The 25,820-nt window shown below is 67.4% G+C and carries 22 protein-coding genes; 11 read left to right on the forward strand and 11 right to left on the reverse strand.

All coding sequences use genetic code 11. The features are described 5' to 3' along the window. Nucleotides 1-53: 53 nt before the first annotated feature. Complete coding sequence (locus AC3WUT_RS18810) at nt 54-2,516, forward strand: glycogen/starch/alpha-glucan phosphorylase (protein WP_492348605.1); 2,463 nt, start codon at nt 54-56, stop codon at nt 2,514-2,516. Here AC3WUT_RS18810 and AC3WUT_RS18815 read toward each other — a convergent pair whose 3' ends face one another. From AC3WUT_RS18815 to AC3WUT_RS18850, 8 genes are all read right to left on the reverse strand, one after another. Next, nucleotides 2,517-3,839, reverse strand: a complete 1,323-nt coding sequence (locus AC3WUT_RS18815; RefSeq protein ID WP_492348606.1) for a lytic murein transglycosylase — start codon at nt 3,837-3,839, stop codon at nt 2,517-2,519. A 37-nt stretch (nt 3,840-3,876) separates the two neighbouring features. Then, nucleotides 3,877-5,979 carry an acyltransferase family protein gene (locus AC3WUT_RS18820; protein WP_492348607.1) on the reverse strand — a complete coding sequence of 701 codons (2,103 nt, stop codon included), beginning with the start codon at nt 5,977-5,979 and terminating at the stop codon, nt 3,877-3,879. 60 nt (nt 5,980-6,039) lie between these two features. Further along, a complete protein-coding gene (locus AC3WUT_RS18825) occupies nt 6,040-6,747 on the reverse strand; it encodes an ABC transporter ATP-binding protein (RefSeq protein ID WP_492348608.1) in 708 nt (235 codons plus the stop codon). Next, complete coding sequence (locus AC3WUT_RS18830) at nt 6,744-7,502, reverse strand: ABC transporter ATP-binding protein (protein WP_492348609.1); 759 nt, start codon at nt 7,500-7,502, stop codon at nt 6,744-6,746. The genes AC3WUT_RS18825 and AC3WUT_RS18830 overlap by 4 nt, the downstream gene beginning before the upstream one ends. Beyond that, complete coding sequence (locus AC3WUT_RS18835; protein WP_492348610.1) at nt 7,499-8,380, reverse strand: branched-chain amino acid ABC transporter permease; 882 nt, start codon at nt 8,378-8,380, stop codon at nt 7,499-7,501. The genes AC3WUT_RS18830 and AC3WUT_RS18835 overlap by 4 nt, the downstream gene beginning before the upstream one ends. A 7-nt stretch (nt 8,381-8,387) precedes the next feature. Continuing rightward, nucleotides 8,388-9,263, reverse strand: coding sequence for a branched-chain amino acid ABC transporter permease (locus AC3WUT_RS18840; protein ID WP_492348611.1), 876 nt, complete (start codon nt 9,261-9,263; stop codon nt 8,388-8,390). 103 nt (nt 9,264-9,366) lie between these two features. Beyond that, entirely contained in the window at nt 9,367-10,590 is a 1,224-nt protein-coding gene (locus tag AC3WUT_RS18845; protein ID WP_492348612.1) for an ABC transporter substrate-binding protein, read from the reverse strand. 65 nt (nt 10,591-10,655) lie between these two features. After that, the gene (locus AC3WUT_RS18850; RefSeq protein ID WP_492348613.1) at nt 10,656-11,888 is read right to left on the reverse strand and encodes a metal-dependent hydrolase family protein; all 1,233 of its coding nucleotides are present in this window, start codon (nt 11,886-11,888) and stop codon (nt 10,656-10,658) included. A 212-nt stretch (nt 11,889-12,100) separates the two neighbouring features. On the opposite strand from AC3WUT_RS18850, the gene AC3WUT_RS18855 reads away from it, so the two are divergent. Continuing rightward, on the forward strand, nt 12,101-13,045 hold the full coding sequence (locus tag AC3WUT_RS18855; RefSeq protein ID WP_492348614.1) for a LysR substrate-binding domain-containing protein: 945 nt from the start codon (nt 12,101-12,103) through the stop codon (nt 13,043-13,045). Nucleotides 13,046-13,132: 87 nt separating this feature from the next. Further along, nucleotides 13,133-13,771 (forward strand): DNA-3-methyladenine glycosylase I, encoded by a 639-nt coding sequence (locus AC3WUT_RS18860; protein WP_492348615.1) that lies wholly within the window; start codon nt 13,133-13,135, stop codon nt 13,769-13,771. 70 nt (nt 13,772-13,841) lie between these two features. Here AC3WUT_RS18860 and AC3WUT_RS18865 read toward each other — a convergent pair whose 3' ends face one another. After that, a complete protein-coding gene (locus tag AC3WUT_RS18865; protein WP_492348616.1) occupies nt 13,842-14,222 on the reverse strand; it encodes a hypothetical protein in 381 nt (126 codons plus the stop codon). A gap of 278 nt (nt 14,223-14,500) precedes the next feature. Here AC3WUT_RS18865 and AC3WUT_RS18870 point away from each other — a divergent pair, with 278 nt between their 5' ends. Both AC3WUT_RS18870 and AC3WUT_RS18875 read left to right on the forward strand, forming a co-directional pair. Further along, the gene (locus tag AC3WUT_RS18870; RefSeq protein ID WP_492348617.1) at nt 14,501-15,349 is read left to right on the forward strand and encodes a hypothetical protein; all 849 of its coding nucleotides are present in this window, start codon (nt 14,501-14,503) and stop codon (nt 15,347-15,349) included. Further along, nucleotides 15,346-17,676: an ATP-dependent DNA helicase gene (locus AC3WUT_RS18875; protein ID WP_492348618.1), complete on the forward strand. Its 2,331-nt coding sequence runs from the start codon at nt 15,346-15,348 to the stop codon at nt 17,674-17,676. Before AC3WUT_RS18870 ends, AC3WUT_RS18875 begins: the two co-directional genes overlap by 4 nt. Before the next feature lie 17 nt (nt 17,677-17,693). Here the strand turns inward: AC3WUT_RS18875 and AC3WUT_RS18880 are convergent, their stop codons facing one another. Continuing rightward, a complete protein-coding gene (locus tag AC3WUT_RS18880) occupies nt 17,694-18,143 on the reverse strand; it encodes an Lrp/AsnC family transcriptional regulator (protein ID WP_492348619.1) in 450 nt (149 codons plus the stop codon). Between the two features lie 129 nt (nt 18,144-18,272). On the opposite strand from AC3WUT_RS18880, the gene AC3WUT_RS18885 reads away from it, so the two are divergent. From AC3WUT_RS18885 to AC3WUT_RS18895, 3 genes are all read left to right on the forward strand, one after another. Beyond that, nucleotides 18,273-18,881 carry a glutathione S-transferase family protein gene (locus AC3WUT_RS18885; RefSeq protein WP_492348620.1) on the forward strand — a complete coding sequence of 203 codons (609 nt, stop codon included), beginning with the start codon at nt 18,273-18,275 and terminating at the stop codon, nt 18,879-18,881. 74 nt (nt 18,882-18,955) lie between these two features. Beyond that, entirely contained in the window at nt 18,956-20,518 is a 1,563-nt protein-coding gene (locus tag AC3WUT_RS18890) for a bifunctional aminoglycoside phosphotransferase/ATP-binding protein (protein ID WP_492348621.1), read from the forward strand. Between the two features lie 17 nt (nt 20,519-20,535). Beyond that, nucleotides 20,536-20,928 (forward strand): hypothetical protein, encoded by a 393-nt coding sequence (locus tag AC3WUT_RS18895; RefSeq protein WP_492348622.1) that lies wholly within the window; start codon nt 20,536-20,538, stop codon nt 20,926-20,928. Nucleotides 20,929-20,959: 31 nt separating this feature from the next. On the opposite strand, the gene AC3WUT_RS18900 is transcribed toward AC3WUT_RS18895, so the two are convergent. Further along, entirely contained in the window at nt 20,960-22,258 is a 1,299-nt protein-coding gene (locus tag AC3WUT_RS18900; RefSeq protein ID WP_492348643.1) for an MATE family efflux transporter, read from the reverse strand. A gap of 343 nt (nt 22,259-22,601) precedes the next feature. Between AC3WUT_RS18900 and AC3WUT_RS18905 the strand changes: the two genes are divergently transcribed. From AC3WUT_RS18905 to AC3WUT_RS18915, 3 genes are read left to right on the forward strand one after another with little or no spacing between them, the layout of a single operon-like run. After that, nucleotides 22,602-24,140 (forward strand): RNB domain-containing ribonuclease, encoded by a 1,539-nt coding sequence (locus AC3WUT_RS18905; protein WP_492348623.1) that lies wholly within the window; start codon nt 22,602-22,604, stop codon nt 24,138-24,140. Between the two features lie 52 nt (nt 24,141-24,192). Then, on the forward strand, nt 24,193-24,549 hold the full coding sequence (locus tag AC3WUT_RS18910; RefSeq protein ID WP_492348624.1) for a zinc ribbon domain-containing protein YjdM: 357 nt from the start codon (nt 24,193-24,195) through the stop codon (nt 24,547-24,549). Between the two features lie 39 nt (nt 24,550-24,588). After that, complete coding sequence (locus tag AC3WUT_RS18915; RefSeq protein WP_492348625.1) at nt 24,589-25,725, forward strand: 3-deoxy-7-phosphoheptulonate synthase; 1,137 nt, start codon at nt 24,589-24,591, stop codon at nt 25,723-25,725. Nucleotides 25,726-25,820: the final 95 nt, after the last annotated feature.

Below are 25,820 nucleotides of genomic sequence, written 5' to 3' on the forward strand. Positions count from 1 at the left end.
TGCACACGGCGGCCCGACCCACCCACGCCCCTTTCTGATAGCGAAAGACAGCCATGACCCACACCCCGTCCGTCTTCGACTACGACGCGCCGCAGCACGATGCGGCCTCGCTCAAACGTGCCATCGCCAACAAGCTGATGTTCACCGTCGGCAAGGACCCGGCCACGGCCCGCCCGGTGGACTGGCTCAACGCTGCGGCCTACACGGTGCGCGACCTGCTGGTCGAGCGCTGGATGACCACCACCCGCGCCAAGGCGGCCCAGGACGTGAAGAACGTCTATTACCTGTCGATGGAGTTCCTGATCGGCCGCACCTTCAGCAATGCACTGATCGCGCTGGAGATCGAGCAGCCGCTGCGCACCGCCCTGGCCGAGCTGGGCCTGGACATCGAAGCCATGGCCGAACTCGAACCCGATGCCGCCCTGGGCAACGGCGGCCTGGGCCGGCTGGCCGCCTGCTTCCTCGATTCGATGGCCACGCTGGGCGTGCCCGGCTATGGCTACGGCATCCGCTACGACTACGGCATGTTCCGCCAGACCATCGTCGACGGGCGCCAGGTCGAGGTACCCGACTACTGGCTGAACAACCTCAATCCCTGGGAGTTTCCGCGCCCCGAGGTGGTGTACCGGGTGCAGTTCGGCGGCCACGTGCTGCGCCATGGTGACCGCTGCGAATGGGTCGACACCCAGGACGTGCGCGCCATGGCCTACGACACCATCATTCCGGGCTTTGGCACCCAGGCCACCAACACGCTGCGGCTGTGGTCGGCGAAGGCCACCGAAGAAATCGACCTGGGCGCCTTCAACCGGGGCAATTACTTCGAGGCAGTGGAGCGCAAGAACCACTCCGAGAACGTGTCGCGCGTGCTCTACCCCGACGACTCCACCCCTTCGGGCCGCGAGCTGCGCCTGCACCAGGAGTACTTCTTCTGCAGCGCCAGCGTGCAAGACCTGCTGCGCCGCTACCTGGCGCGTCACGACACCTTCGACCAGCTCAAGGACAAGGTCAGCATCCACCTCAACGACACCCACCCGGTGCTGGCGGTGCCCGAGCTGATGCGCCTGCTGCTGGACGTGCACCACGTGCCGTTTGCCGACGCCTGGCGCATCTGCCAGGGGGTGTTCTCGTACACCAACCACACCCTGATGCACGAGGCCCTGGAGACCTGGCCGGTGGAGATGCTGGGCCGCGTCCTGCCACGCCACCTGCAGATCATCTTTGACATCAATGCCTACTTCCTGGGCCAGTTGGCGCAGCGCCACGGCGGCGACACCGACCTGATGCGGCGCGTGTCACTGATCGACGAAGGCGGCGAACGCCGCGTGCGCATGGCCTACCTGGCGGTGATGGCCAGCCACTCGGTCAATGGCGTGTCGGCCCTGCACTCCGAGCTGATGACGCAATCGATCTTTGCCGACTTCGCCCGCCTGTGGCCGGAGCGCTTCAACAACAAGACCAATGGCATCACCCAGCGCCGGTGGCTGGCCCAGGCCAACCCGGCCCTGGCCAGCGTGCTGGACGGCGCCGTGGGCCCGGGCTGGCGGCGCGACCTGAACCTGCTGGGCCAGCTCAAAGACCGGCTGGACGACCCCATCCTGCTGCAGTCCTTCCGCAACGCCAAGCAGCACAACAAGCAGCGCTTTGCCACCTGGGTGCAGCAGCACATGGGCCTGGCCCTGCCGGCCGATGCACTGTACGACGTGCAGATCAAGCGCATTCACGAATACAAGCGCCAACTGCTCAACGTGTTGCACGTGGTCACGCGCTACCTGCGCATCATCGAGCAGCCCGGCTCCGTCAAAGTGCCCCGGGTGGTGGTGTTCGCGGGCAAGGCCGCCTCGGCCTACCACATGGCCAAGCTGATCATCCAGCTGATCAACGACGTGGCGCGCACCGTCAACAACGACCCGGCCGTGGGCGATCTGCTCAAGGTGGTGTTCGTGCCCAACTACAGCGTGAGCCTGGCCGAGCTGATCATCCCGGCGGCCGACCTGTCGGAGCAGATCTCCACCGCCGGCACCGAGGCCTCGGGCACGGGCAACATGAAGCTGTCGCTCAACGGCGCACTCACCATCGGCACGCTCGACGGCGCCAACGTGGAGATCCGCGAGGCGGTGGGTCCGGAGAACATCTTCATCTTCGGCAACACCACACCCGAGGTGGCCGCCCTGCGCAGCCAGGGCTACCAGCCGCGCCAGGTGCTGGCCGGCAAGTCCGAGCTGCAGCGGGTGCTGGAGGCCATCCGCGACGGCCGCTTCAGCCCCGAAGAGCCGCACCGCTACCAGGCCATCTACGACGTGCTGGTGAACTGGGGCGACCACTACATGCTGCTGGCCGACTACGCCTCGTACGTGGCCACGCAGGAGAAGGTCGACGCCCTGTACCAGAAACCCGAAGCCTGGAACCGCATGGCGCTGCGCAACGTGGCCGGCATGGGACCGTTCTCGTCGGACCGCACGATTGCCGAGTACGCCGAGAAAATCTGGCGGACAACTTCCGTCAAGCTGACGGACTGATCAGGGCTGCAAGCCCTGCAGCAGCTCCAGCGTGGGGTAGCCGTCGGGCACCCGACCCGCGCTGCGCTGGTAGCGGCGCACGGCGTCGCGCGTGGCCGGCCCCATCAGGCCGTCGGGGGTGCCGCTGTCAAAGCCGCGCTCGTTGAGGGCGGTTTGCAGGGCGCGGGTCTGGCTGCGGCTGAGCGGCTGCAGATCGCGGGGCCAGGCGGCCTGCACCGCCGGGCCCCCATCGAGTTGCTGGGCCAGCAGAGCCACGCCCAAGGCGTAGCTGGTGGCATTGTTGTAACGCAGGATCACCTTGAAGTTGGGCCCGATCAGAAAGGCCGGGCCACGCGCGCCTGCGGGCAGAAAGACCGCCGCCTGGGCCAACACGGGCAAGGGTGCGCCACCCGGGCCGCGCAGGCCCTCGGCGGCCCATTGATCGCTGCTCTGCTTGAACTCGCCATCGGCTCGGGCCAGATCGAAACCGGGCGGCAACACCACCTCGCCGCCCCAGGGCTGCCCGGGCTGCCAGCCCGAATGAGCCACAAAATTAGCGGTGGAGGCCATCACGTCGGCCATGCTGCCCCAGATGTCGCGGCGACCGTCACCGTCGGCATCAACGGCATAAGCCAGAAAAATCGAAGGCATGAACTGCGTCTGGCCCATGGCCCCGGCCCAGGAGCCGATCATGTGGGAACGGTCGATGTCGCCGTTTTGCAGGATCTTCAGCGCGGCCAGCAACTCACCCCGGGCCCAGGCCTCGCGCCGGCCCTCGTAGCCCAGCGTGGCCAGGGCATCGATCACCGAGGTGTTGCCGTAGTTGCGCCCGAAGTCGCTCTCCATGCCCCAGAAGCCCGCCAGGATGCTGGCCGGCACGCCGTAACGCGCTGCCGCCGCATCGGCCTCGGCCCGCACCTGCTGCAGCTTTTTCTGCCCATTGGTCACGCGCTGCGGGGTGACGGCGCGGTCCAGGTAGTCCCACACCGGGCGGTTGAACTCGGGCTGGGCCCGGTCCAGTTCGATCAACTGGGGCAGGAACTGCACCTCGTCGAAGGCCGCATGCAGCGTGGCCTCGCTGATGCCGGCGCGCCGCGCCGAGGCCTTGAAGCCCTCCACCCAACGGGCAAAGCCCGCCTCGGGGTTGGCAGCGCCGGGACCCGGAGCAGGCGGAGCCGCCACCTGAGGCGCAGCCGGGTTGGCCGTGACCGGAGCGGCCGAGGTCGGCGCGGATTCGGGCGGGCGGCTGGCACAGGCGGCCAACAACAGGGTTGCGCCCAGGCTCAATGCCCACAGGGGTCGAGACAGGGCAGGGCGTGGCGAGAGGCGATTGGCATGCAGCATCGGAGGATTGTCGCCCGCCTTCAACGCCCAGGCCCGCTCAAGGGGCAGGCGCCGCCTCGGGCAAGCTCAGGATCATCCGCTTGAAATCGGGGTACAGCACCCAGTTGCCATAGGCGCTGGGGTGGTCGCCGTCAAAGAACAGGGGGCGACCGTCGCGCAGGCTGCTGCAAACCTCGCCTGGGCACAGCACAGGCAGCGGGTCCCAAATGCTGAGGCCTGGCACCTGCTGGCTCAAGCGCTGCATGCCCGCCAGCACGGGTGCGCGCAGATCCAACAGGGTGCTGCGCGGCTGCTGGTTGTCGCCCACGCAGATCGGGTTGTGCCGGTTGAACGCATCGGCGCAGCGGAAGGTGGGCGCCTGGAAGATCGGCTTGGGGGCCTCGAAGATCAGGCGCAGGCCGCGCTGGGCCAGCGGCAACAGCCAGCCCGGGGCCTCGGCCAAGGCCTCGCCGCGGTCTTTTTCTGCCGCCGCGTTGTAGATGCGCTCACGCATGTCGGGAATGTTGAAGCTGGCCCATTGGTCGCCATAGCGCGGCATGCGCAGGCTGGGCATGAACAGCAGATCACCGGGCCGGCTCTCGTCGGCGATCTTTTTCACCACTTGCTGGCTGAACGCCAGGCAACCCGGATCGCGGTAGCGCCCCTGGGGCTGACTCAGATCCAGGAAGGGGCAGCTCGGGAAGGTGTACAGGTGCACGCGGACCCCGGTGTCAGCGCTCAGTTGCTCCAGCATGGGCAGGTAAGCGCCGGCATGCGAGTCACCGATCACATTCACGGTTTGCCGCCGGGCCGGGGTCTGACAGGCACTGGCCTGGTAGCTGTGCTCAACCCCGCCGGCCAGCCCTTCGGAGTGCATCACCACTTGGCAATTGCGCTGGGTCGGATTGACGTAGGGCATCTGGCTGCCGGCGTACCAGTCCACCGCATGGCGCGCCACCGTGCTCAGGCTGAGGTCGTTGCGGTGACGAAACAGAGTGTGGCTGAGCTGGTAGCCCAACAGAGGGAACAGCGCAAAGATCAAGATGCGGGCCCAGACCGGCCGGGCCTCCAGGCGGGCACTGTGACGCAGCGGTACCTCCAGCCAGCGGTACGAGGCCAGCGCCAGCAGCAGGGTCAGCAAGGCCCCTGCCGCCAGCGTGAGCACACTGTCCAGACCCACCGTCCAACGCAGCAGCACACAGACCGGCCAATGCCAAAGGTAAATCGAATACGAGCGCTTGCCCAGCCAGACCGGCACGGCACTGCCCAAGGTGCGATCGCTGAGGCGGCCCCGCGCCGTGGCGCCGGCCTGGATGACCAGGATGGCACCCAGGACCGCCAGGCCGTTCCAGACCCAGGACTCAGGGCCGGGTCGGGCCCCCACCAGCGTAGCAGCCAGGCCCGCCAGACCCAGCCAGGGCAGACTGGCACTCATCAAAGCCCCGGGTGTGGTGCGCGCCGGCTGCGGCGGCCAGACCTGATGCGCAAAGCGCAGCAGCATGCCCAAACCCAGCTCCCAGAAACGACAGGCGATGAAATAGAACGCCACATCGGGCTGGCGGCTGCTTTGTCGCACAAAGTAGGCCAGCGAGGCCAGGCACAGGATGCTGGCAACACCCAAGGCCAGCACGCGCGCGCGGGCCCCTTGTTGCCCCCAGCGCATGAAGGCATAGATCAGCAGCGGCGCCACCAGATAGAACTGCTCTTCGACGCCCAACGACCAGGTGTGGGTGTAGGGGTTGAATTCGGCCCGTGGGGCAAAGTAGGTGTCTGCATTCGACTGCATCACCCAGTTGCTCAAGCCCAGATAGGCGTAGAGGCCGGTTTTGTCACTGAGCTCGCTGAGCCAGGACTGCGGCACCAGCAAGGAGGCGCCCAGGGCAGTGGCCAGCAGGACTCCGCACAGCGCCGGCAAGATGCGGGCGAAGCGCTTGGCATAGAACTCACCGATCAGGCGCCAGAACCCCAATCCGCGCTGGCCCAGCAACGAGCCGGTCACCACATAGCCCGAGATCGCAAAGAACACATCCACGCCCAGAAAGCCGCCCGGCAGGGCGCTGGCGTGCAGGTGGAACACCAGCACCGCCAGCACCGCAATGGCCCGCAGGCCGTCGATGTCTGGGCGGTAGGAGACGCTGGGTCGAAGAGAGGGTTCGGACATGGGCGGGGCATTCACTTTCAACAGACTTGAAAGTGTACCGAGCCCCATGTCAGGCCCCTCTCAATGGCTCCCCAGGTACAGCTGCGCCATGCGCTCATCGCCCAGCAGCTCATGGGCCGGGCCGGCCAGCACGCAGCGGCCCTGGTCCAGGATGTAGCCCTGCTGGCTGATCTGCAGCGCCTGGCGGGCGCGCTGCTCGACCATCAGCACGGCCACGCCGGCCGCAGGCAGCGCCTTCACCATGTCGAAGACCTTGCCCACCAGCGAGGGCGCGAGGGCGGCCGTGGGCTCATCCAGCACCATGATGCGCGGCGAGGGCATCAGGGCGCGTGCGAAAGCCAGTTGCTGGCGCTCGCCGCCGGACAGGTTGCTGGCAGGTTGGCCCAGGCGTTCGACCAGGGCCGGGAAATCGGCCAGCACCTCGTCCATGCGGCGCTTGAGGTCGGGCACACCACGCACCACCTGCAGGTTCTCACGCACGGTGAGCGAGGCGAACACATTGGCCACCTGGGGCACGTAGGCCAGCCCCGCATCAAAGCGGTCTTCGGCGCCCAGCCGCGTGATGGAGCGCCCGTCCAGCACGATCTCGCCCTGCACACGTGGCAGCAGGCCCAGCAAGGCCTTCACCAGGGTCGACTTGCCAGCGCCATTGGTGCCGGCGATGGTGACGATCTGACCCGGCGCCACGTTCAGATCGATGCCCTGAATGATGTCCACCTCGGAATAGCCGCCGCGCAACGCACGGATCTCAAGCAAAGAGCCACTCATACCACGCCTCCCATGTAGGCTTCCTGGACGCGGGGATCATCGAGCACGGTGTGCGGGTCGCCCTCGGCCAGGATGCGGCCTCGGTCCATCACGATCATGCGCTGCGACAGCGCCTTGAGCGCCTGCAGGTGGTGCTCGATGACGATGAAGGCAATGCCTCGGGCATGGAGTTCGCGCACACGCTCGCAGATCTCCTCGATCAGCACCGGGTTGACGCCAGCAAAGGGTTCGTCAAGCAGGATGCAGCGTGGATCGAGCATCAGCACGCGGCCCAACTCGACCAGCTTTTTCTGCCCCCCGGACAAGCCCCCCGCCAGCTTGTCGCGCACCCGGCTGAGGTTGAGGAACTGCAGGACGCCGTCGGCCTTGGCCACCAGCTGCTCCTCGTGCTCGCGCAGGCTGCGGGTGCGCACAAAGGCATTGAGCAGGCGCTCGCCCTGGGGGTTGGCGGCCGCGGCCAGCAGGTTCTGGTGCACGCTCAGGCTCTTGAACTCGCGCGGCACCTGAAAGGTCCGCACCAGGCCCAGATGGGCACGCCGGTAGGGCGGCAGCCGGGTGATGTCGTGGCCATCGAAATGGATGTGCCCGGCGTCCGCCGGCTGCTGGCCCGCGATGGCCGCGAACAGGGTGCTCTTGCCCGCCCCATTGGTGCCGGCAATGCCCAGGATCTCGCGCTCGGCCAGTTGCAGGGACACGCCATCGACGGCCTTGAAACCCCCGAATTGCCGGGTCACGTTGTCGACGCTCAGCATCATTGGCTTTTTCCTCCGCCCCACAAGCCATGGGGTCGATACAAGGTGATCAGGATCAGCGCCAGGCCCACTGCGGCCAGGCGCAGGCTGGCCATGCCCACTTCGGACACGCCGGGCACCCAGTCCTTGGCAAAGCGCGAGCCTTCAAGAAACACCATCAGCAGCAGCGAACCGAAGAGGGCGCCGCGCACCGAACCTGCACCGCCCATGATCAGGCCCATCCACACATAGAAGGTGATCAGCGGAATGAACTGCTCGGGCGTGATGAAGGTGATGAAGTGCGCATAGAACGCCCCCGCCAAGCCCGCCAGCGACGCCCCCAGCATGAACACCTGCACCTTGAAGCGCGCCGGGTCCTTGCCCAGGGCCGACAAGGCGGCCTCGTCATCGCCGATGGCCTTGAGCAAGCGCCCGAAGGGGCTGCCGGTGAGGCGCACCGTGCCCCAGGCCACCACGGCCACCGCGGTCAGCAGGACAGCGAAGATCGCGGCGTCCGACGCAGGGCCCCAACTGGCGAACAACTTGGGCAGACCGGGCAGGCCTTGCACCCCCTGGGTCAGCCAGCTTTCCTGCTGAAGGGTGATGCGCACGGCCTCGGAAAAGCCCAGCGTCACGATGGCCAGGTAATCGTCGCGCAAACGCAGCGACAACAGGCCGATGGGCAGCGCCAGCAGGCCAGCCAGCAAGGCTGCGGCCGCAAAGCTCAGCGGCAGGGGCACGCCCTGCAGCGACAGCAGGCCCGAGGTGTAGGCGCCGACGGCAAAAAAGGCCACGACGCCAAAGTTGACCAGGCCGGTCAGGCCGAACTGCAGGTTCAACCCCAAGGCCAGCAAGCCATAAATGAGGGCCACGATGCCGATGGCCAGAAGATAAGCGGTCATGGCGTCCTCACCTCACCAGCTGCACCCGGCCCATCAAGCCGGCCGGCCGCAGCAACAACACACCGGCCAGCACGGCAAAGGCCAGCACCAGCTTGTACGACGGGCCCAGCAAGGGCACCGCCAGCTCCTGCACCACCCCCAGCAGCAAGGCCCCCAAAACGGCACCCACCGGACTGCCGATGCCCCCCAGCACCATGGCGGCAAAGGCGGGGATCAGGCTTTCCCAGCCCATGTCGGGGGTGACCACGGCTTTCATGCCCAGCAGCACGCCCCCCACCGCGGACAGCGCCCCCACCAGCAACCACAGGCTGATCATCAAGCCCCCGGCCCGGATGCCGCTGGCCCGGGCCAGATCAGCGCTGTCGGCCACGGCGCGCAACTGGCGACCGAAACTGGTGCGGTAGATCAGCACGAACACCAGCGCGAGACAGGCCACCGCCAGCGCAGCGATCACCAGGTCGGTGGGCAGCAGGCGCACGCCACCGAAGTTCCAGGCCCGCACCAGGGGCAGGTCGAAGGTGCGCTGGTCGTGACCGGCAAAGAACGAGATCAGGCTGCGCAGCAAAAAGCCCAGCCCGATGGCCGCCAACATCGAGGCCACCATGGGGCGCCCAGCCAGTTGGCGGAAGATCAGCCGGTAAGCGGTGGCCGACACCGCGGCGGTGATCACCGCCCCCAGCAGGGCAGCCGCCCACAGCGGCCAGCCCAGCAGCCACTGCACGGCCACGGCGGCATAGGCACCGGTGGTGAGCAGGTCGCCGCTGGCCGCATTCGGAAAGCGGTTGACCCCCATCACCAGGGTCATGGCCAGGGCGGGCAAGGCCACCACCAGGCCTTCGATCAAGCCATTGATCAAGAGGTTTGCGAATTCGATCCAGGTCATCAAGTCATCTCATGGGTCATGCCCGTTGGGCCCCTCACCGGGGTGGGGCCACATGCCCTGCGGGCCGGCACCGGGTCAGGCGCCCGGCCGGCCCGCCGGCCCGTCACGCAGCGCTGATGGACACCACGTCGCGACGCACCAATTGGCCTTTTTCGATCACATACACACCGAAATCGGGGGTGGCGTCGCCGAACTTGTCGAAGTCGAGTTTGCTGGAGGCGCCTTCGTAGTTCACCTTGCCCTTCTTGGCCAGCAAGGCCTTGCCTTCGGCAAAGGTGCCCACGGCCGTGCCGGGGGTGTTGCTCACATCCCGGATGCGGGCATTGATCTGCTCGATGCTGGCCCCGGGACCCGCGGCCTCCATGGCCAGGGCCAGGCTGATCACCATGTCGTAAGCCATGGCGGCGTAGATGTTGGTCGAGGCGGGCTTGCCGCTGGCCTTCTGGAACAGGGCGTCGAAATGGGCATAGGCCGGGCTCTTCTCGTTCGAGACCGTGTCCACGGAGATGATGCCTTCGCACACCTCGGCGCCCAGGGCCTTCACCAGATCGGGGTTGGCAGCCCAGCCGGGGATGACCCATTTGTTGTCGGCACCGGCCTGGAACCATTCGCGCAGCAGGATGGTGGTGTCGGGCAGGTAAGAGCCGGTCACGATCACATCGGGCTTGGCCGCCAGGATCTTCTGCAGTTCACTGCGGTAGCTGGGGCGGTTGGGCTCGTAGGTGACATGCGCCACCACCTGGCCGCCGCGCTGCTTCCAGACTTTGGTGAAGCCCTCGGTATTGCCCAGGCCCGAGGCGTTGTTGAAGGCCATCGTCGCCGGGCGCTTGAAACCGCGCTTGGCGCAGATCTCTGCAAAGGCAGCGCCGAAGCGGTCGTTGGTGGCCTGAAAGCGCCACACCAGATCCTTGGTGTCGAGGTTGGAGATGGCCGGCGCACCCGAGACATTCATCTCGATCAGGCCCGCCGCCTCGGTCAAGGGCATCACCGCCAGGGTCACACCCGAGGCCCAGGTTCCCAGCACCGCTTGCACCTTGTTCACCTCGATCAGCTTCTTGGCAGCGAGCACCGCGGCATCGGGCTTGGTCTGGGTGTCTTCGGTGAACAGTTCGAGCTTGCGCCCGCCAGCCCCCCCGGCGGCATTGACCTCGTCCACCGCCAGGCGAATGGCCTGCTGCATGCCCGGGCCATAGGGGCTGCCCGCCCCGGTGATGGGCGTGAGCGAGCCGATGCGGAACGCCTCGCCCTGCTGGGCAAAGCTGAGGCGGGGCAGGCACGAGAGCGCAGCGGCCAGACCGGTGAGCTGGACGAGTTGACGACGTTGCATGAGGGTTCTCCAAGAAGGGAAGAGGGGGGCTGGAAATGCGGAAGCCTTGGGAGACTAGGAATGGGTCAGAGCGTGTTCTTGTGCATCTGCCCATCCTTGACGATGACGCGGATGCGTTCACCCTGGTTCAGCAGGCACGTGATGTCGGTCAGCGGATTGCCGTCCACCAGCAAGAGGTCGGCGATGGCCCCGACCGTGACCTCGCCCAATTGGCCGGTCTGGCCCAGGATCTCGGCCCCGATCAGGGTGGCCTGCTGCAGCACCGGGCCATTGCCCAGGATGTCGGCGCGCAGGCGCAGCTCGTCGGATTGCAGCGGGTGGGTCTCGCCCAGCAGATCGCTGCCCAGGCCCATCTTCACGCCGGCCCGCGCCAGGATCTCGATGGCCTGTCGGCCCTGGCCACGCACCGATTCGATCTTGGCGATCGAGGCCGCCGGCAGCCCGTAGCGCTCGCCCTCATTGGCCAGGCCTTCGTAGGTGATCAGGGTGGGCACCATGTAGGCGCCCTGTTCAGCCATCAGCTCGGCGGTGGGTGCGTCCACCAGGTTGCCATGCTCGATGGTGCGCACGCCGCAGCGCACGGCGCGGGCGATCGCGCGCGGGGTGTAGGCGTGGGCCATCACGTAGGTGTTGGCGTTGCCGGCTTCTTCGACGATGGCGCGCAGCTCGGCTTCGGAGTAGCCCAGGTTGCCGATCGGGTCATTGGGCGAGGCCACGCCGCCCGAGGCCATCACCTTGATCTGACTGGCCCCCTTGAGAATCTCTTCACGCACGGCCAGCCGGCAGGCGTCGACGCCATCCACCACGCGCCCGATGTTGCCCAGCTTGTAGGCACACGAGCAGGCGTCCAGATCGTCGTTGCGCGGCCTGAAGTCGGCGTGGCCCCCGGTCTGCGACAGCGCCTTGCCCGAGGTGAACAGGCGCGGGCCCGGCACCAGTCCGGTGCGCACAGCTTCAGCCAGCGACCAGTCGGCCCCCCCGGCATCGCGCACCGAGGTGAAGCCACGCTCAAGCATGGCCTTCATGATGGGCAGGGCGCGCAGCATCACGAACACGTTGGGCTGGCGGGCCACCCCGCCCAGATTGAACGACGAGGCCACCGTGTGCACATGGCAGTCGATCAAGCCAGGCATCAGCGTCATGCCCTGGGCGTCAAGCGTGGTGCAGCCTGCTGGCACGCTCAGCTCGGTGCCCACGGCGGCGATGCGCCCGTCCGAGACCAGCACCGAGAGGCCGCTGCGCAGCGTGAGGGCATGCACATCCAGAACATGGCTGTTGACGATCAGCAAGTGGGTCATGGGCGTTCAAAAATCAGTTGGACACAGCAAATTACTCATGGCTTCGGGTTCAATGCCCGGGCCTGGCACTCCGGCAATCAAACGGTTAGACCAGGGCTTTCCCTCTGAAAATGTCCGTTGATGGCTTGAATATGTTGCATTTATCGGGCCAATCGCGCCTGGCTGCAATGCCTAAAATCTCACCACACCATGACTTCTACTCATAGGCCGCCATGCGACGACTGTGCCCCACCATCTCGGAACTGAACGCCTTCCATGCCGCCGCCAAGCACCAGGCCTTCACCATGGCGGCCAAAGACCTGTGCGTGACCCAAAGCGCCATCAGCCGCCACATTGCCTCGCTGGAGGACTACCTGGGCCAGAAACTGTTCATGCGCAAAAGCGCCGGACTGGAACTGACAGAGGCTGGGGCCACCTACCTCAACGCCACCCGCCCAGCCATGGCCGCGCTTGAATCGGCCACGGCGCAGCTGATGTCTTACGGCGGCAATGGCGGAGCCCTGAACCTGTCGGTGCCCCCCACGTTTGCGGCGCAATGGCTGTTCCCACGCCTGGGCCACTTCAAGCGCACCCTGCCGCAGGTCACGCTGAACTTTGTGCGCTACCAGCATGCCCATGACTTTGCGGTGCCTTACGAATTCGATGCCGCGATCCAGTTCGGCTATGGCAACTGGCCCAGCGCCAACGCACGCTACCTGATCGGCCAGGAAACCAGCCTGGTGTGCAGCCCGCAACTGCGTGACAGCCTGGCGCTGCGCTGCCCGCAAGACCTGCAGCGTGCCACCTTGCTGCAGCACATCGAGGTGCCGCTGGCCTGGCACGACTGGCTGCAGGCACACCAGTGCGACACCACGGGCAGCCGCTTCGGGCCGGGCTTCAACCTGTACTCGCTGATCATCCGCGCTGCGGTGTCGGGCTTTGGCGTGGCCATCGTGCCCACCTGCCTGGTCGAAGACGAGTTGCAGGCGGGCAGCCTGGTCGAGCCCCTGGGCGACCGCTACCAAAGCCCTCTGGGCTACTACCTGTGTGCCCCCAGCGCACGCGCCAACCTGTCGGCCTACAAATTGGTCAGCGCCTGGCTGGAGCACTGCTGCAACCACGCCGAGCCCGCCGCCCCGCAACGTGACTGCATCTTCTGCAAGACGGCCCAGGACTGAGCCCGGCGCATAGAGGGGTGCCCAAGCCGGCTTCCTGCTTTTATACTGTGATTATTTACAGCCATCCCAACCATCACAGTCTTCGCCATGCCCGACCTCAGCCCCCCCCCTGCCGGCCTGTTCAAGGACGATCACCAGACCCTGCGCTGTGTGTGGTGCCGCGCCACCCCCGAATACCAGCGCTACCACGACGCCGAGTGGGGCTTTCCGGTGCACGACGACACCCGGCTGTTCGAAAAGATCTGCCTGGAGGGCTTTCAGGCCGGCCTGAGCTGGCTGACCATCCTGAACAAGCGCGAGGGCTTCCGCCAGGCGTTCGAAGGCTTTGACATCGACCGCGTGGCGGCCCTGGGCGAAGCCGACATCGCCCGACTGCTGCTCAACCCGGGCATCGTTCGGCATCGCGGCAAGATCGCCTCCACGCTCAACAACGCACGCCGTGCCCAGGCGCTGCGCGACGAGTTCGGCAGCCTAGCGGCCTACTTCTGGCGCTTCGAGCCTCCGGCTGGCAGCCGCCCCGATGCCATCACCTCGCTGAGCCTGCAGGGCCTGACCACCTCGGCCGAATCAGTGGCCCTGTCCAAAGACCTCAAAAAGCGGGGCTGGAGTTTTGTCGGTCCCACCACGATGTATGCCTTCATGCAGGCCATGGGCCTGGTCAATGACCACCTGGAAGGCTGCCACGCACGCCCCCTGGCCCTGGCCCGACGCGCCGCCCTGAACTGAGGCCGCACAGACGCAAAAAAGGCTGACCAACAGGCCAGCCTTTTTTGCGGGGTGACAAGCGGGACCGGGCTCAGCGCAGCACCGGGAACACCTTGGATTTGGAGTCGACCGACACGGCCGAATCCTTGGCGGCCTTGACGGCTTCCACGTCCACCTCGGCCCGGTCGCGGCTGTTGGGCAAGGCCGGGGCCACCTTGGACTTGGAATCCACCGACACGGCCGAATCGCGGGCCGCCTTGATGGCTTCGGCTTCGACCTCGGCACGGGTGCGGGTGCTGTTCATCACGGGCGCGACCTTGGACTTGGAGTCGACCGACACGGCCGAATCTTTGGCGGCCTTGACCGCTTCGGCTTCGACTTCGGCGCGGCTGCGCACATCGGCCTGGGCCGACACGCTGGCCACGGCGGCCAGGGCTGCAAACAAGAGGGCGGTGAGTTGAGTGGGCTTCATGGTGTCAGGTTCTCGCGGTCAGTGGCGTTGGAAGATCAAACCGGGCCGGCCTTGGGCCTGACCCCGAATGACGCGACTGTAGACAAGCAATCACCACAACAAAACCGCTAGATATTCAAATAAGAATTTCAATTTCGACAACAATCCTGCCATCAAGATGTCATGGAGACCCGAGGGAACCCCACCCGCCAACCGGGCCCCCACAAGCGACCATGGTCGGCGCGTCGTACTGTATATAAAATCAGCCATCGCCCGCCGCACCGCTGACGCCGCACCCCATGACGGAACTGACCCTGACCCGCTTTCACCGCACCCGCCTGATGCAGATCTGGCGCTCGGCCGGCTGGCCGAGCAAGGACGGCCTGGAGATCGACCTGCTGGCCGCGGGCCTGGTGGCGATGCAGACCACCCCTGAAGGCCACGAATGCCTGCGCCTGACCGAGGCCGGCATCCAGACCTTGGCGCAGGCACGCCAGCGCAGCCTGCGGGCCCTGAGTGCCCACGACCGGCTGGCGCAACGCTTTGCCGAGCACCTGATGGCCACGGGCCGCATCGTGTGGCGCGAACTCTCGTTGCGCGCCGCCATCGACCCGCCAGGACAGACCCCGGAGGCTGACCCGCCGATGCCGCCAGCCGGGCCCGACACGGACACCCACACCGCCCCCGCAGAACCCACGCTCTGGCCCGACGAAGCCCCGCCTGCGCCGGCCTCCGTGCCCCACGTGTGGCGCATGGCCCGACCCGACCTGTTTTCGGTGCGCAACACCTCGGTCGAGGCCTACCTGCAACCCATGGTGCATGAGATCAAGTTCAGCCGCGCCGATCTGCTGTCCGACCTGCGCCACAGCGCCAAACGCCAGGCTTATCAGTGGCTGAGCGAGGCCTGCTACTACGTGTTTCCGGCCGGGGTGGCACGGCCCAATGAGATCCCTGAACACCTGGGGATCTGGGTGCTGCATGGCAACCTGGCCGATGGCCAGTTCGAGATGCTGCGTGCGGCCCGCCACACGCGCTGCACGCTGCCTTTTCCGGTCTGGCTGGCCCTGTCCAAGGCCACCCCGCTGCGCCGTGAAGGCGACGAACTGCAAACCCGCCTGGGCGAAGACCCGAACCAGGAGCTGGTGTGAGCGACGCAGCCCCGGCACCGCCCCAGGCGGAGGCTGCCGTGGTCTACACCGTGGCCGTTCGCGAACTGTGCGAGTTCACCGTCAAGCAAGGCGACCTTGACCTGCGCTTCACCCCCGCCCCCAGCGCGCAGGAGGGCATGGCCGGCCACACCCTGGTGGCGCGCCGGCGTGGCCCGGGTTACCAGGCCGAGCTCCCCCTCAGCGGCTTGTACCAGGGCCTGCTGCGAGTGCGTGGCCGCGCCGATGGTTTCGATGCCGAGCAGGGCCGGCTCGACGAAGTCAAAACCCACAAGGGTTCGCTGGAGCGGCAAAACCCCGCCCAGCGCCAGTTGCACTGGGCCCAGGCCCTGGTCTACGGCGGGCTGCTGTGCCAACAACACGGCCTGGACCGGCTGACGCTGGCCCTGGTCTACCTGGACGTGGGCACCGAGCAGGAGACCGTGTTCACCCGGCACTGCAGCGCCGCTGAGTTGCAAGCCCATTTCGAGGCCCAGTGCGCGCGCTTTCTGGCCTGGGCCCAGGCCGAGCAGGCCCACCGCCAAACGCGCGACACGGCCCTGCAAGCACTGGGCTTCCCGCACCCCGACTTCCGAACCGGCCAGCGGCCTCTGGCCGAGGCGGTGTACAAGGCCGCACGCAGCGGGCGCTGCCTGCTGGCCCAGGCGCCCACGGGCATCGGCAAGACCGTGGGCACGCTGTTCCCGCTGCTCAAAGCCACACCCGAACAGCAGATCGACAAGGTGTTTTTCCTGTGCGCCAAGACCTCGGGCCGCCCACTCGCCCTGGCGGCGCTGCAACGCCTGGGCCGCGCCCCGGGCTGGCCGCTGCGGGTGCTGGAGCTGGTGGCCCGTGACAAGGCCTGCGAACACCCCGAGCAGGCCTGCCATGGCGAGTCCTGCCCGCTGGCCCGCGGCTTCTACGACCGCCTGCCCGCGGCCCGCAGCGCAGCGCTCGACAACACCGCAACGCTTGACCAGGCCACGCTGCGCAGCGTGGCCTTGCAGCACCAGGTCTGCCCCTACTACCTGGGCCAGGAGCTGGCTCGCTGGGCCGATGTGGTGGTGGGCGACTACCACCACTACTTCGACGCAGGCGGCCTGCTGCACGGCCTGATGCAGGCCAACCACTGGCGCGTGGCCCTGCTGGTGGACGAGGCCCACAACCTGCTGGAGCGGGCCCGCAGCATGTACAGCGTGACGCTGCGCCCCGAACACCTGAGCCGGGCACGCCAAAGCCCCACCGCCCAGCAGTCGGTGCCGGTGCGCCAGGCCCTGGCCCGGGTCGGCCGGGCCTGGGTGGCCCACGACAAGGCACACGACAACGCGCAAGGCCCGCATTACCAGGTACACGACCACTTCCCACCCAAGCTGCTGGCCGCCCTGCAACAAGCCCTCAGCACCCTGGCCGAGCATCAGACCGAACACCCCAGCGACAACGACCCGGCCCTGCTCGACTTTCAATTCGAAGCCCTGCAACTGGGCCGCCTGCTGGAGCAGTTCGGCCCGCATTCGATGGTGGACACAAGCCCCGGCCCGGCGGCCAGCCCCGTGCCCGGGCAATCGGTGCTGTGCCTGCGCAACCTGGTGCCGGCGCACTTTCTGCGCGCGCGTTTTGCCAGTGCCCGCACCGCCACGCTGTTCTCGGCCACGCTGCAACCCATGCACTACCACGCCGACCTGCTGGGCCTGCCCGACAACACCGCCTGCATCGAGGTCGAGTCACCGTTCCAGGCCGCCCAGTTGCAGGTGCACACGGCCCTGAACCTGTCCACCCGCTTCCAGCACCGCGTGGCCTCGCTCGACCCCCTGGTGGATCGCATGGCCGCGCAGTACCAGGCCCGGCCCGGCAATTACCTGGCCTTTTTCAGCAGCCACGATTACCTGCAGCAGGCCGCAGCCCGCCTGGCCCAACGTCACCCCCAACTGCCTTGCTGGAGCCAATCAAGGGGCATGAGCGAAGCCGAGCAGCAGGGCTTTCTGGCTCGCTTCCAGGACGAGGGTCAGGGCATCGGCTTCGCCGTGCTGGGCGGGGCCTTTGCCGAAGGCATCGATCTGCCGGGCCGGCGGCTGATCGGTGCCTTTGTGGCCACCCTGGGCCTGCCGCAACTCAACCCCGTCAACGAAGAAATCCGCCGCCGGCTGCAGGCCCAGTTTCATGCCGGCTACGACTACACCTACCTCTACCCCGGTCTCCAGAAAGTGGTGCAGGCCGCCGGACGGGTGATCCGCGGGCCCGACGACCAAGGCGTGATCCACCTGCTGGACGACCGCTTTGCCCGGCCCGAGGTGCGCCGCCTGCTGCCCGGCTGGTGGGGCCTGAAGAACTGAGCCTGCCGGAGGGCGCCCTAACGAAGCGCTGCCTGCACCGTCACCACCTTGCGCACGGGGCTCGACAACACCAGAGAGGTCGTGACGCTGCCATGGGCAGCCAGGGTGTCCACCACCCGTTGCAGGTCGGCGGGTTCGGCAATCGCGCAGCGCACGATGAAACAGTCTTCGCCGGTCACGCGGTCGGCCTCCAGCACCTCGTCCATCGACTCGAACAAGGCCACGTACCGTGCGATGTAGGCATGCGTGGTCTCAATGCGGATGATGGCCTGCAAGCCCACGCCCAGGGCCCGCAGATTGACCCGGGCACCATAACCCTCGATCACCCCTGCGTCTTCAAGCTTGCGCACGCGCTCGCTCATGGCAGGCTGCGACAGCCCGATGCGCTTGCCCAGCGCGGCCAGGCTCTGGCGCGCGTCACGTTGCAGGGCTTGCAGAATCTGAAGGTCTTTGGGGTCAAGTTTCATACACGCTTTCAGGAGACCCCAACGCCACCGATGAGGCATCGGCGCCAGGGCTTGATTTTCGATGGTTGCCCATTCCGATATCGGCACCACCGGCCTATCGTCAGCATCTTTCCTCTGAAGGACCTGAAGATGCAATTGATAGGCATGCTGGATTCGCCCTATGTTCGCCGCGTTGCGGTGTCGATGCACTGGCTGGGCCTGCCCTTTGAACATCGGCCGGTGTCGGTGTTCAGGCAGTACGCCGAATTTTCGGCCATCAACCCGGTGGTCAAGGCACCCACCCTGGTGTGCGACGACGGGACGGTGCTGATGGACTCCGGGCTGATTCTGGACCACCTCGAATCACTCGCCACCACCAGTCTGTGGCCTGCAGCCGGCCCAGCTCGACTGCAGGCCCTGCGGGCCACGGGGCTGGCCCTGGCAGCCTGCGAGAAAACAGTTCAGATCGTCTACGAGCTGCAGCTGCGCCCGCCCGAGAAACAACACGGCCCCTGGCTGGAGCGGGTGCGTGGCCAGGCACTGGCTGCCTTCGATGCACTCGAGACCGACCTGGCACGTGCGCCCTGGCCACGCCAGGCCCCGGCCCTGACCCAGGCCGGCGTGAGTGCCACCGTCGCCTGGTCGTTTGCGCAAAGAATGCTGCCAGGGCAGATCGGCGCGACACGTTGCCCGCACCTGGCCGACTTCAGCGCCTGGGCCGAGGGGCTGGCAGTGTTCACCCGGGCACCCATGGACTGAGCCAGCGCTGGCCCGCAAGGCCGGCTTGCCCCAGGTCAAGCCGGCCGCCGCGTGGTGCGGCACACTGGGGCCCCATGAACCCCAGCAAGCCCATCCTTCCCGGTGCGGACGCCGTGCTGATCCATGCCCTGCAGGCCGGGCTGCAGGCCAGCACCGGGCAGCCCGTGCGCCTGATCGAAACCCACATCTCGTGGGTGCTGCTGGCAGGCCCCAGCGCCTACAAACTCAAGAAGCCGGTGCGGCTGCCCTTTGTGGACTTCAGCACGCTGGCGCTGCGCAGGCACTTCTGCGAAGAGGAGCAGCGCCTGAACCAGCGCCTGGCACCGCAGCTGTACCTCGGCGTGCAGGCCATCACCGGCACCCCCGAGGCCCCGGTGCTGGGCGGCGAGGGGCCCGCCATCGAGTACGCGGTGCACATGCGCCGCTTTGCCCCGGGTGCCCTGCTCAGCGAACGGCTGGCTGCCGGTTTGCTGCGCGCCGAAGAGCTGCAGGACCTGGCGCAGCGCCTGGGTTGCTTTCACCAGCAGGCGGCCGTGGCCCGCCCCGGGCAGGGCTGGGGCCAGGCACCCCAGATCGAGCAGGTGGCGCTGCAGGTGCTGGCGCAGTTGCAGGCGGCCCTGGGCAAGGGTGAAGGCTCGGTGGCGGCACTTCGCCAGTGGCTCCAGGCCCAGGCCGGGGTGCTGGCCCCGGTCTGGCAGGCCCGGCTGGAACAGGGCTGGGTGCGCGAAGGCCATGGCGACCTGCACCTGAACAACTGTGTGCTGACCGATGAAGGCGCCACGGGTTTCGACTGCATCGAGTTCGACCCGGCCCTGCGCTGGATCGATGTGATGAACGACCTGGGCTTTCTGACCATGGACCTGCACGCCCACGGTCGTCCTGATCTGGCAGCCTGGGTGCTGGACCACTACCTGCAGCAGACTGGCGACCATGCAGGGCTGGCGGTGCTGCGTTTCTACGAGGTGGCGCGTGCTCTGGTGCGCGCCCTGGTGGCCACCCTGAGCCCACCGCAGTCGGGCGCGCCCGACTACCTGGCCTGCGCGCAACACCTGAGCCAGGGCCAGCCAGGCGGGCCACGCCTGCTGATCACGCTGGGCCTGTCGGGCTCGGGCAAATCCACGGTGGCGGCGCAATTGCTGCAAGCCACCGGGGCCGTGCGCCTGCGCTCGGACGTGGAGCGCAAGCGCTTGTTCGGCCTGCAGGCGCTGCAGCGTTCCGAGGCACTGGGGCTGTCGCTTTACACGCCTGAAGCCACACGCCGCACCTTTGACCGTCTGCTTGAGCAGGCCGACATGGCCTTGCGCGCGGGCTGGCCCGTGGTGGTGGATGCGGCCTTTTTGAGGCGCGGTGAACGCGACCGCTTCCAGGCCCTGGCCCGTTCGCTGGGCCGGCCTTTTGGAGTGCTGCACTGTCACTGCGACCCCGCGCTGATGCGCGCTCGCATCCAGGCGCGGCAGGCCCGCGGCGATGATGCCTCGGAGGCCACGCCCGAAGTGCTGCAAAGCCAGTTGAGGGGCCCCGGCGGGCCCGAGGCGGACGAGCTGCCCTGGGTGCTGTCGGTGGACACCACCGAGCCCCTGAGCCCGGCCGACATCGCCGCCCTGGCCCGGCGCTGGCTCGATCAGCGCTTTCATTGAACCAAGGACCTGCCACGATGGAATTTCTGTTCGAATTGGTGTTCGAGATCTTCGGCGAGGTGGTGCTGCAGGTGATGGGCGAACTGCTGGCGGAATGGGGCCTGCATCTGGTTCGCAAGCCCGAACGCCGGGCACCACCCCACCCGCTGGTGACCTTGCTGGGCTATGCCTTGCTGGGCCTGGCCGTGGGGGCCCTGAGCCTGCTGGTGCTGCCCCACTCGCTGCTGCCGGGCAAGGGCCTTCGCCTGGCGAATCTGGCACTGTCGCCCTTGTTGTCGGGTGGGATGCTGGCGTGGATCGGGCACTGGCGTGCCCAACGCGGCTCCCCGGTGCCAGTGCGCAACCGCTTCATGCAAGGGCTGGTGTTTGCCTTTGCCATGGCGGCAGTGCGCTACGTGGCCACGCTGTGAAGCACCAAGAGGGCCTGGGGCGCGGGGCCTTTCACACGAGCTTGCGGATCGGACGCCGCCGCCATACCAGCCGGTAGTACAGGCTCTGCAACAGCAGCATGGCGATGAAGGCCACGGGGTAGGCCACCCAAACGCCCTCCACGCCGATGTGGCGGCTCATGAGCACGGCCACAGGCACCTCGACCCCCAGGATGCAGAAGATCGAAATGGCGGTGGGCGCCAGCACCGAGCCACTGGCCCGCATCACGCCCGACAACACGCTGGCCATGCCGAAGATCACGCTGCTCCACAGCATGATGTGCAACAGGTTCTGGGCCAGCTCCAGCACCGGGGCGCTGGTGATGAAAAACCCGATCACGGCGCGCGAGAACAGATAGGCCACGGTGACCAGGGCCCCGGTGAGCACCAGGTTCATCAAGAGGCCCGTGCGCGCAATGTCGCCCAGGCGCTCGCTGCGCCCGGCCCCGATGGCCTGGGCGCCCAGGATGGAGGCCGTGATGGCGATCGAGATGGCCGGAAACTGCACATAGGCCACGATCTGGTTCACCGCACCATAGGCCGCCGTGGCGTCCGAGCCAAAGCCGTTGACCAGGGACAGCAGGGCCAGTTCGGCCAGCGAGATGACGATCATCTGCAGCCCCGTGGGCACACCGATGCGCAGCACCGTGGCCAGCAGTCGGGGCTCGATGCGCAGGTGGCGCAGCAAGGCGGCATCGGGTGCCAGGGGATGCAGGCGGCGGCGCAGGTGCCAGCCCAGCCACAGCAGCGCGCAGGCCGTGGACAAGACCGAGGCCAGGGCACCACTGGCCACCCCCATGCGCGGCAGACCCGCCCAGCCCAGGATGAAGGCCGGCGTGAACACCAGGCCCAGCGCGGTGGACAGCAGCAGCGCCTTGAGTGGCGTGACGGTGTCGCTGACGCCCCGCAGCATCGCGGTGATCAGCAGGAAGAGGAACATCATCGGCATGTTGAGCAGCACGATGCGGGCATAGGCCGTGGCCTCGTCCAGGATGTTGGCTGGGGTGCCCAGGGCACGCATCAGCGCCGGGGTGAAACTGCCCCCCACCAGCGCCACGATCAGGCCCAGCAGCAGGGCCACGCACAAGGCCGTGCCGGCCACGGCCTTGACGCGCCCGGTGTCGCGGGCCCCCCAGGCCTGCCCAATCAGCACCGACGAGCCCGCCCCCAGGCCGATGATGAAGGACACGCAAAAGAAGGCCACCGGAAAAAAGCCCGACACCGCAGCCATGGCCTGCACGCCCAGGATCTGGCCGATGTAGATGTTGTTGATGGTGCCCGACAGGGCTTGCAGGATGTTGCTCAGCAACATGGGCCCGAGAAAGCTCAGGAACACCCGCCACAGGGGCTTGGCAGGGCCCGGTGCCGGTGCGCCAGGGTGGCGTGGCGCGGCGGGAGCGGAGGAGGGGGCGGAGGCGCTGCGGTGTGCGGTCATGTGCGGTCAGATCAGATGCGGTCGGGTCAGGTGCGGTCGGGTCAAGGACGGCAGCCGGAATGGGCACCGCTTGAAGCGCAAAACTCTAACAGCCCGAGTCGATCCAGCGCTGTCGCCCCCTGCACAGGGTGGCGTCGGTTCAGCCCATTCACCCGGTCGGCTTGCTGCAAAATGAGTTGTCTCCCCTTTTTGCCCGGGCTTGCCCCGGCCGCTGTGCCCCATGTCTGCTCCCTACGCCAACCGGCCCGGCCGCTACGCCGACCTGCAACGCATCGCCACTGCCAGCATGACCGAGCGGGGCCTGCAGCCCGAATTCTCGCCTGCCGTGCAGCACCAGGTCGACGCGATCCGGCAGGCCCCGGCGGCGCCTGATGAGGCCTTGCCCGATCTGCGCAACTTGCTGTGGTGCTCGATCGACAACGACGATTCGCGCGACCTGGATCAGCTCACCGTGGCCGAGGCCCTGCCCGACGGCGCCACCCGCGTGTGGGTGGCGATTGCCGATGTCGACAGCGTGGTGCCTCAAGGTTCGGCGATCGACGAGCATGCCTGTTTCAACACCACCTCGGTCTACACCTCGGCGCGGATTTTTCCGATGTTGCCCGAGGCCCTGTGTTATGACCTCACCTCGCTCAACCCCGAGGTGGACCGGCTGGCCCTGGTGACCGAGATGGTGATCCATGCCGATGCCAGCGTGCACGCTGCGCGCCTGTACCGGGCCCGGGTGCACAACCAGGCCAAGCTGGCCTATGACTCGGTGGCCGCCTGGCTGGAGGGCCAGGGCCCGCTGCCCGAGGCCGCAGCCCGCGTGAGCGGCATGGACCAGCAACTGCGCCTGCAGGACCAGGTGGCCCAAACCCTGCGCCAAGCCCGGCATGCCCAGGGCTCGCTGGCGCTGGAGACCTTCCAGCCGCGGGCCGTGTTTGACGGCGGGCAACTGGTGGGCATCGAGCAGCAGGTGCAGAACCGCGCGCGCCAGTTGATCGAAGAGCTGATGATCGCCACCAACACCTGCACCGCCCACTTCCTGGCGCGGCACAGCGGGCGCTCGCTGCGCCGGGTGGTGCGTTCGCCCGAGCGCTGGATGCGCATCGTGGAGGTGGCGGCCCAGTATGGCGAAACCTTGCCCGGCAGCCCCGACTCGCGCGCGCTCGAAGCCTTTCTGGCGCGGCGGCACGCGGCCGACCCGCTGCGTTTCCCCGACCTGTCGCTGGTCATCGTGAAGCTGATGGGCTCGGGCGAATACGTGGTCGAGCAGGCGGGCCAGCGTCCGCTGGGCCACTTCGGGCTGGCACTGCGCGACTACACCCACTCCACCGCGCCGAACCGGCGCTTTCCGGACCTGATCACGCAGCGCATGGTGAAGGCCGCGCTGGCCGAGCAGCCCATGCCTTACAGCGATGCCGAACTGCAGGCGCTGGCACAGCACTGCACCCGCCAGGAAGACGCCTCGCGCAAGGTGGAGCGCAAGCTGCGCAAGTGCGAGGCCGCGCTGTACCTGGAGCGCTTTGTGGGGCAATCGTTCGACGCGCTGGTGACTGGCACCGAGGCCTCGGCCACCTGGGTGCGTCTGCTGGCGCCCCCGGTGGAGGGGCGGCTGATCGGGCACCTGCCGCCGCTGCGCGTGGGTCAGCTGCTGCGCGTGGAGCTCAAACACACCGACGTGGAACGCGGGTTCATCGACTTTGCGCTGCTGGAACCCGTGCATTCCTCCACGGCCGATGCCCGGCCTCGCGCCAGGCCCCGTCACGGGCATTGAGGCTGGGGGCCTAAACTATCGGGCTTTCATTGCTTCCCCGGATCACCCTACCATGAGTACCACCCCGCCCGCCTGCCCCCAATGCGGGCTTGAGAACACCTACGCCGATGGCGATCAGTTCATCTGCCCCGATTGCGCCTTCGAGTGGCCGGCCCAGGCCGAAACCAGCGATGAAGACACCGCCCCGGGCGACGGCGTGATCCGTGACGCCAATGGCCAGCCGCTGGCCGACGGCGACGCCGTGCTGCTGATCAAGGACCTGAAGGTCAAGGGCAGCTCCACCGTGCTGAAAAAGGGCACCAAGGTCAAAAGCATCCGCCTGGTGCATGACAACGGCGACCACGATGTGGACTGCAAGACCGACCAGGGTCAGTTCATGCTGAAGTCGGTCTTCCTCAAGAAGGCCTGAGCCCCGGCCCGTCCTCCGAACAACCCCAACGCTGCCACCATGACTGCCCACGTTCGCGCTTCGACCGCCTCGGCCGACCACACCCACGACACCACCCGCATCGACGACACCCGCATCCGTGCGGTGCGCCCGCTGATCACGCCCGCCTTGCTGCAGGAATGGCTGCCCACGCCCGCCTCGGCCCAGGCTCTGGTGGAACACAGCCGCAGCGCCATCTCGCGCGTGCTGCACGGTGCAGACGACCGGCTGGTGGTGGTGGTGGGCCCGTGCTCGATCCACGACCACGCGCAGGCCATGGCCTACGCCCGCCAGCTCAAGCAACAGGCCGATGCGCTGGCCGACGACCTGCTGATCGTGATGCGGGTGTACTTCGAGAAGCCCCGCACCACGGTGGGCTGGAAGGGCTACATCAACGACCCGCACCTGGATGGCAGCTTTGCCATCAACGAAGGGCTGGAGCTGGCCCGCCAGTTGCTGCTTGACGTGCTGGAGGTGGGCCTGCCGGTGGGCACCGAGTTCCTGGACCTGCTGAGCCCGCAGTTCATCAGCGACCTGGTGAGCTGGGGCGCCATCGGCGCGCGCACCACCGAGAGCCAGAGCCACCGCCAGTTGGCCAGCGGGCTCAGTTGCCCGGTGGGCTTCAAGAATGGCACCGACGGCGGGGTGAAGGTGGCGGCCGATGCGATCCAGGCCGCCCAGGCCTCACATGCCTTCATGGGCATGACCAAGATGGGTCAGTCGGCCATCTTCGAGACCCGTGGCAACCAGGACTGCCACGTGATCCTGCGCGGCGGCAAGCAGCCCAATTACAGTGCCGCCGACGTGGACGCGGCCTGCGCCATGCTCAAGTCGGCCGGCCTGCGCGAACAGGTGATGATCGATGTGTCGCATGCCAACAGCAGCAAGCAGCACCGCCGCCAGATCGAGGTGGCTGCCGACGTGGCGCGCCAGATCGCGGCCGGCGATGTGCGCATCACCGGCCTGATGATCGAAAGCCACCTGGAAGAAGGGCGCCAGGACATCGTGCCCGGCCAACCGCTGCAGCACGGCGTGTCGGTGACCGATGCCTGCATCAGCATGGCCCAGACGCTGCCGGTGCTGCAAGGCCTGGCCGAAGCGGTGCGGGCGCGGCGCGCCAGCGCACGCAAGGCCCACGACGCAGGCACAGCCGCCTGAAACGACGCTGTGTAGCCCGTCAACCAGGCTTCACATGGCCCCGCTAAACTGCCAGAACCGCATTTTCCAGGGACGCCACCCGCGTCCGACCCCAC

The sequence above is a fragment of the Curvibacter sp. EU05-FHT14A10 genome, assembly GCF_058791075.1.